Source organism: Candidatus Jordarchaeum sp. (genome assembly GCF_052745115.1).
This window is the reverse complement of sequence record NZ_JBRAKS010000286.1, coordinates 1-5,116: the sequence shown is the minus strand read 5'-3', so window position 1 is coordinate 5,116 and position 5,116 is coordinate 1. Positions and strand designations below refer to the sequence as shown.

4 protein-coding genes are annotated in these 5,116 nt (G+C 40.2%); 2 read left to right on the top strand and 2 right to left on the bottom strand.

The window, feature by feature from the left end; all coding sequences use genetic code 11:
* Together ACUVXA_RS16125 and ACUVXA_RS16120 are read left to right on the top strand one after the other, a co-directional pair.
* Positions 1-725, top strand: a 725-nt coding sequence (locus ACUVXA_RS16125) for a DMT family transporter (protein ID WP_445872309.1), incomplete at its 5' end; no start/stop codon positions are given.
* 85 nt (positions 726-810) lie between these two features.
* On the top strand, positions 811-1,731 hold the full coding sequence (locus tag ACUVXA_RS16120) for a DMT family transporter (protein WP_445872308.1): 921 nt from the start codon (positions 811-813) through the stop codon (positions 1,729-1,731).
* Positions 1,732-1,737: 6 nt separating this feature from the next.
* Here ACUVXA_RS16120 and feoB read toward each other — a convergent pair whose 3' ends face one another.
* Both feoB and ACUVXA_RS16110 read right to left on the bottom strand, forming a co-directional pair.
* Positions 1,738-4,281 (bottom strand): ferrous iron transporter B, encoded by a 2,544-nt coding sequence (gene feoB, locus ACUVXA_RS16115; RefSeq protein ID WP_445872307.1) that lies wholly within the window; start codon positions 4,279-4,281, stop codon positions 1,738-1,740.
* Positions 4,282-4,301: 20 nt separating this feature from the next.
* Positions 4,302-4,967 carry a metal-dependent transcriptional regulator gene (locus ACUVXA_RS16110; protein ID WP_445872306.1) on the bottom strand — a complete coding sequence of 222 codons (666 nt, stop codon included), beginning with the start codon at positions 4,965-4,967 and terminating at the stop codon, positions 4,302-4,304.
* Positions 4,968-5,116: the final 149 nt, after the last annotated feature.

Sequence of the window (5,116 nt, the reverse complement as noted above, 5' to 3'; positions counted from 1 at the left end):
CATTCTGTACTTCAATTTTGTTCTTCTTTGGTTCCACTATGACTAGTGGAATAAACTCTTCCATTCTGCTTCAATCGGAACCCGTTTACTCTATAGTTTTATGTTACTTTCTTTTGAGAGAGTTAATTAGGAAAAAACAGATTGCGGTAACCTTACTCATTCTCTGCGGAACAATAATCGTTCTATACAACGGCGTACTTTCTTTAAACATTGGAGATATACTGGTGCTACTAACTCCCCTATTCTGGCAAATAGCTCATGTGCTTGGAAGAAAAATATTGGAAAAAGCTAGCACCTATGTCGTTACTACAGGCCGAATTCTGTATGGTGGATTATTACTTTTCATCCTGACTCTGGTCCCCGGATTTAGTGAATACGGGTTCTTGGTCGATCCGGGAATAGTGCTTATACTTGTTTTACAAGGACTCATAGCTTTTGCGGGTTCAGCTCTGGTGTGGTATGAAGCCATAGCACGGATAAATCTGTCTAAAGCCACAGCCATTATAGCCCCCTATCCCATTTTCTCAGTGATCTTAGCCTGGACACTGCTCGGAGAAACTGTTTCAATATACCAGATTGCTGGGCTGGCAATAATCCTTGTCGGAATGTTGCTATTAACCAAAATACGCAGCGAGAGCAGAGCAAAGAAAATAATCCAAAAAGAAACAAGAGCAAACAAAATAGTAAAATCTCTCCCAAACTCCTTGAAAGATAAAACTAGATAATTCAAAGGTAGTTAGTCTTATTAGAAAAGATTTAATAAAAAGAACTACTTTTTCACAAATATTTAATTTTTATCCGGTGAATTTAGTGTGGGCAATTGATACCGAGCAGAAAGGATTTATTTTATGTCTACTTGAAATCCTTTTAGCCGGCTTATTTCCGGTAATCACCAAGTACGGTGTGGGTTTCATAAATCCAATCTTTTTCGCAGCCATAAGTGCACTTCTCGGAGCCGGATTTATGCTAATTATCTTAAAATTCAGAAAAGAGTTAAAACAATTGTTTACAAAAGAGCTCTTGAAGAATCTATTTCTGATAGGATTTTTCGGAACCTTTCTATCCTCAATTCTATTCTTCATTGGTTCAACCATGACTAGTGGAATAAATGCTTCCATTCTGTTGCAAACTGAGCCAATATACTCCATTGTTCTGAGTTTTTTCCTTTTAGGCGAATTGATAAGAAAAAAACAGATAGCACTAACCCTACTAATCCTCAGCGGAACCATAATAGTCGTATACAACGGCGTCTTATCCATAAACATGGGAGACATTCTCATACTACTCACCCCATTCGCCTGGCAGATAGGCCACGTGTTAGCCCGTAAAACATTTGAAAAAACCAGTACATACGTTGTTGCTACAGGCAGAGTTCTTTACGGCGGAATACTACTCCTCATACTTTCACTAATACCCGGTTTCGGCGAATACCAATTCCTAACCGATCCCGGAATAATGCTACTATTTCTATTCCAAGGAATTGTGGTATACATAGGTTCAATGATTGTATGGTATGAGGCAATAAAAAGAATAAATCTATCCAAAGCCACGGGAATCATTGCCCCCTACCCGGTCTTCTCAGTGATTCTAGCCTGGATATTTCTGGGGGAAACAATTTCCGTTTACCAATTGGCGGGACTAGCCATAATAATTACCGGAATAATTCTACTGTCTAGAGTACGTAGTGAAAAAAGAGAAAAAAAGATGCAAAAAGAGATAAGCGAAAAGTGAAGTTTCTTAGCCTGCACCCGTAAGAGAGTAGAAATTAATAAGATACAACCAAATCTGATCGAACGGTATCCCGGGGGTAAGGAAAAGGTAGATATGCCAAATTACTCCGCCCAGAAATAGAGCTAAAGAAATAGTAACCAGCGAAACGATAATGGCGTATCGGAGCCCCATTTCTTTGGCCAAAACTGCGAAAGCCGCCAGACACGGAAAATAAAGTGCAACCACCACCGCGTATACTATCATTTGTACAGGAGTTAACAGGAGACCGAGGTTGGTTATTCCCAGTTTTAATTGTGAGATTACGAGCAGAGTCTGAATGGTCATCTCTTTACGCAGCAAACCATAAATCAGAGTAATACTGGTTATAGAGGGCAATCCCAGCCAGTTAGCCATAAAAGGCTCCATAGGCTGAATAATAGCGTCCAGAGCTCCCAAATAGGCTAACACTCCCAGCACAAGGCTTCCCACGATTATCAAAGGCAAAGCCAGATATACAAACTCTTTAAGCCGAATCCAAGTTTTTTTAAGCACCGCACTAAAGGAAGGCAGCTGGTAAGGAGGCATTTCCATAACCAACCCTGGGGAAGTACCGGGTATAATCTTTGCCAATAGTAAACCACTAACCACAATCACTCCCATAATAATGGAATACACTGTTAGAGCATACTGGATTCCGACGTAGTAAGCAACTGAACCCAGTATGACTGAAGTTCTCGCCGAACAGGGGATTAAAACTATTAGAAAAGCGGCAATCAAACGCTGTTTTCTACTCTCCAATATACGGGTACCCATCAAAGCTGGAACATTGCAACCCAGAGAAGCTAAAAGTGGTATCACCGATTTTCCGTGCAATCCAAACTTGTGCATAATGTTGTCAAGCAGGAAAGCTATTCTGGTCAAGTAACCGGTGTCCTCAAGCAGTGCCAAAACTATGTAAAACGTCAAAATATAAGGAAACGCTATGGCAAAAACCGCCTCAACCCCCACTACGACTCCATCAATAACCAAGTTTTTAATTATAAATGGATAGGGATAAATTTGAGGTAGTAAGAATTCAACCCAAAGAGTATATTGGGGGCTAATATAGGCTAAAAGAAACTCTGTATACAAATCAAAAGAAGTGTATCCGAGTAAGCCTTCCACAAACGGTATAACCCCATCCTCAAAAAAAGTGGTAATAACCTCCTCTAAGAAACCGCCACCAAAAAACAATAAAGCAAATATGCCTACAACTACTAAGAGTAGGAATGGTATTCCCGTAGAGTAGGATAAAGTTATGCCGTCAAGTCTTTCTCTAAAAGAAGGCTTGGCAGGTACTTCAGTAATTACTTTACCCGCGATTTCCCCTGCTAGAGCATATCTTTCTTTTGAAATACGCGTTTCTGGTCGCTCACCATACCTCCACTCTATCTCATTCCGTAATTTTGAAACAAATCCTATAACAGAAGGACTAATCATTTCTTTAGTAGCCAGCTCCGCCGCCCTCATATCCCCTTCCAGCATCCATTTGGCAATCACCCGGGCAGAAGCTAACTCTTCAGTAGGAACCTCTCTTCGAATTCTATTCTCTACCCGTCTAACCATTCTTTCAATATCCGGACTATAACCAATATCACTAAATCTATGTCTATGAGGTTCTAACCATCTCAATTTTCCCTCTTCAAACCGCCTTCTCCCTCTCAAAAATTCCTCCTTTTTCTCTTCTAATTCCTCTTCAATTTTCTTTTTTCTTTCCTCTTCAATTTTTGCAATCTCTTCCTTCATTCTTCTATGTCTTCTAGGAAAAAACCCAAAAAAGTTCCTAGAATTTTCAATTGACTCTCTCCCTTCCTGTATCAAAAAATCGGACCCTATTTTGAGTGGGCTTCCCTCCTCGTGTAAATGGTGTTTATCATGTAGATGTTCGTGTATGTGATGAAGCCCATGGTGATGATACATATGCTCTTTCTTGTGCTCAATCGTGGCTTCAAGAAGAGCGGTTTCCAAAAGCCTCCTAATATTTTTACCGTGTATGGCAACAGTGGGAACCACAGGAACACCTAATATATTCTCAAGCTCTTCTGCGTTTACGGAGATGCCTCTTTTCGCCGCGAAGTCAACTTGATTTAGAGCAATAACCACTGGAACATTAAGTTCTAATAACTGCAGAGTGAGATTCAAGTTACGCTCAAGATTAAAGGCATTAACCACATTTATTATGACGTCCGGCTTCTCCTCAAGTATGGTTCTGACGGCAACCTCCTGATCTTTGGACCCTGCACCAAGAGAATAGGTCCCTGGAAGATCTTTAAAAAGAATTTTTTGACCATCAATCCGCATCGTGCCCTCCATAATCTCTACCGTAGTTCCAGGATAATTTGAAACAATAACATTTATTCCGGTAAGTTTATTGAAAATAACCGATTTTCCCACATTAGGATTACCCGCAAGATAGATCTTAATAATCCGTTCCTTTCCTTCCTCCTCCTCTTTAGTAGCTAAAAAACGATCAAAAGGCCCACGCATAAATCTAGATCTACCTCGTCTCCAGCCTCTCTTGAATCGCGGCATAAGTTAACCCCTTTATATTTTTAAGCTGGTTTAACTCGAATCAGTTTTGCTATATCCTTTCCAACCGCTATCTGGCACTTTCCAAGATCCACTAGCATGGGACCTCCAAGCGGAGATTTTTGGATGATTTTAAGCTTTACACCCGGGAAAATTCCTAAAGAACAAAGTTGACGTAAAAGTTCGGTTTGCTCGTGTGAAATTCGGGCAACCTCAACCTCAGTAACCGGCTCATAATCTGTTAACGGATGCGTATCATCCGGTGCAATATTCCCCTCAGAGTCAGGTATGATATTTCCATGGGGACAACTATCCGGTTTCCCAAGTACATTTTCTAATTTTTCTAAGACATCCTCGGACAATGCGTGCTCAAGCTTACAGGCCTCATCATGCGAATCATCCCAGTTAACCCCTACCATGTCCACCAATAATTTCTCAGCTAAACGGTGTTTTCGCATCGCAGAAACCGCTATTTTTTTACCCTTTCCCGTGAGGGTTACCCCTTTATAAGGTTTGTATTTAACTAGCCCTTTCTTACTAAGGGGCCCTGATATCATTTCAGTTACTGAGGCTGGTGAAAGTCCCAAGTCTTTGGCTAAATCGGTGGTTTTGACCATTTTGTGGCCGGACTCTTCGAACCGGTATATTCTTTCTAGATATTCTTCTTCGCTCTTAGTTGGTTTTGCCAATTGGATCATCTTTATGTCTTGTAAAAAAATTTAGGTAAACCTAAATTTACCAATAAAATAAATTAAACTAAATATTTAAAGTTTGTGGTGAAAAAAAATGAGAAGGCGCCTTAAGTATGTGGGTTGTTGGGATAGTTCGAAAAGAATAA